Genomic DNA, 1,416 nt, shown 5'->3' on the forward strand with positions numbered 1-1,416 from the left:
CGCGGCCCGACTCCGCGAGGAGGTGGGTGCCTGATGGGACTCAGGGACGTCGCGCGGTCGCTCAGGCCGGGCAATGACGTGGCGCTCGCCGCCCAGCTGAGGCAGGCGGAGAAGGAGAAGGCCAAACAGCGTGCGGCGAAGGCCGAGGCCGAGCGCAAGGAGCGCGCTCGCAGGCACAAGCAGGAGCTTGCCCGTAAGGGCAGCGGCGCGAAGTTGATCTAGCGCCGGGGTCGAGCCGGGTCCAACGCGGGCCCGGCTCGACCCGTGACGAATCCAGCGTGAAGGGCGCGAAGTGATGACCGAGACCCCCGACCAGCGGCCGAGAATCCCCGGCGTCCGGTACCGCAAGGTCACCTTGGAGCGGGACGAGACGACCGTCATCGACGGCATCCCGTCCACGCGGAAGGTGCCGTTCGTGACTTACGAGCCGGTACCGCCGCGCGACTGGGACGAGGTGATCCTGCTCGGGGTTACCGCCATCACGATCGGCATCACGGCGCTGGCTGTAGTCGCCACCACGGCGAGCGTCGGCGGGCTCCTCACGAACCTGATCCACCCGGTCGCGGCGTACGCGGCCGGTGTCGTATTCACCCTGAACTGGCTGGCCTGCATGGCCGTCGAGTGGCTCCAGCGCGGCGACGCCCGGGTCTGGATCCCGCGCACCGTCGGCTGGATCGCGCTGGTCATCAGCATGGGCGCGGTCGGCACGTACGGCCACACGCTGGACCAGCTCGCGGCCGGCGTGATCGGCGCATGCATCGACCTCCTCGCAAAGGGCCTGTGGACCCTCGTCATGGGTCTGTACCGGGTTCCGCTGGACGAGGGTGTGCGGCACTGGCTCACCGAGCAGGAGCAGCGGCTCGCCAGTAAGGCGCTGCTGGCCATCCGGCTGCGCCGCCTGAACACCCAGGCCGCGTACATGCGGGCTGTCGGCGGGCGGGAGATGGACGCGGCGGACGCGATGCTCACTGCCGCGGCCCAGGTCCGGGAGGTGGCGGCTGCGCCCACGGCCGCCCGGGAGACGGAGCAGGCCGAGGAGCCTGCGACAGCCCCCACCTCGACCCCGGCCGCACAGTCCGCGCCGCCGGTGCAGCCGCCCGCGTCGCAGCCGCCCGCGTCGCAGCCGCCCGCGCCGGTGCCGCCGGTGCAGCCGCCCGCGTCGACGCAGCTGCTGTCGATCGCGGCGGCCACCCGGCAAGTTCTCGCCGACCAGGGCGACGCCATCGGTGACCAGGACCTGATCGCCGAGGTCGCGAAGCTCGTCGGCAAGGAGCGCGCCGAAGGCGCGAAGTTCCCGGAGACGGTGCTGCGCAACCGGCGCCCGAAGAACAACTCGCGGAAGCGCCGCACCGCCCCCTGACCTGCGGGCGGAATCGAGGCCGGTCACGTGGTGGCCGGCCTCTGCTTCGCCCGACG

Annotated in this window: 2 protein-coding genes; both read left to right on the top strand. The window is 72.3% G+C overall.

The window, feature by feature from the left end; translation table 11 throughout:
• Nucleotides 1-33: 33 nt before the first annotated feature.
• On the top strand, nt 34-222 hold the full coding sequence (locus ABZ923_RS41275; RefSeq protein ID WP_361483593.1) for a hypothetical protein: 189 nt from the start codon (nt 34-36) through the stop codon (nt 220-222).
• A gap of 73 nt (nt 223-295) precedes the next feature.
• Nucleotides 296-1,360 (top strand): hypothetical protein, encoded by a 1,065-nt coding sequence (locus ABZ923_RS41280; RefSeq protein WP_361483596.1) that lies wholly within the window; start codon nt 296-298, stop codon nt 1,358-1,360.
• Nucleotides 1,361-1,416 lie beyond the last annotated feature (56 nt).

Origin of the sequence: Streptomyces sp. NPDC046881 (assembly GCF_040645015.1) — a bacterium.
Lineage (GTDB): Bacteria > Actinomycetota > Actinomycetes > Streptomycetales > Streptomycetaceae > Streptomyces.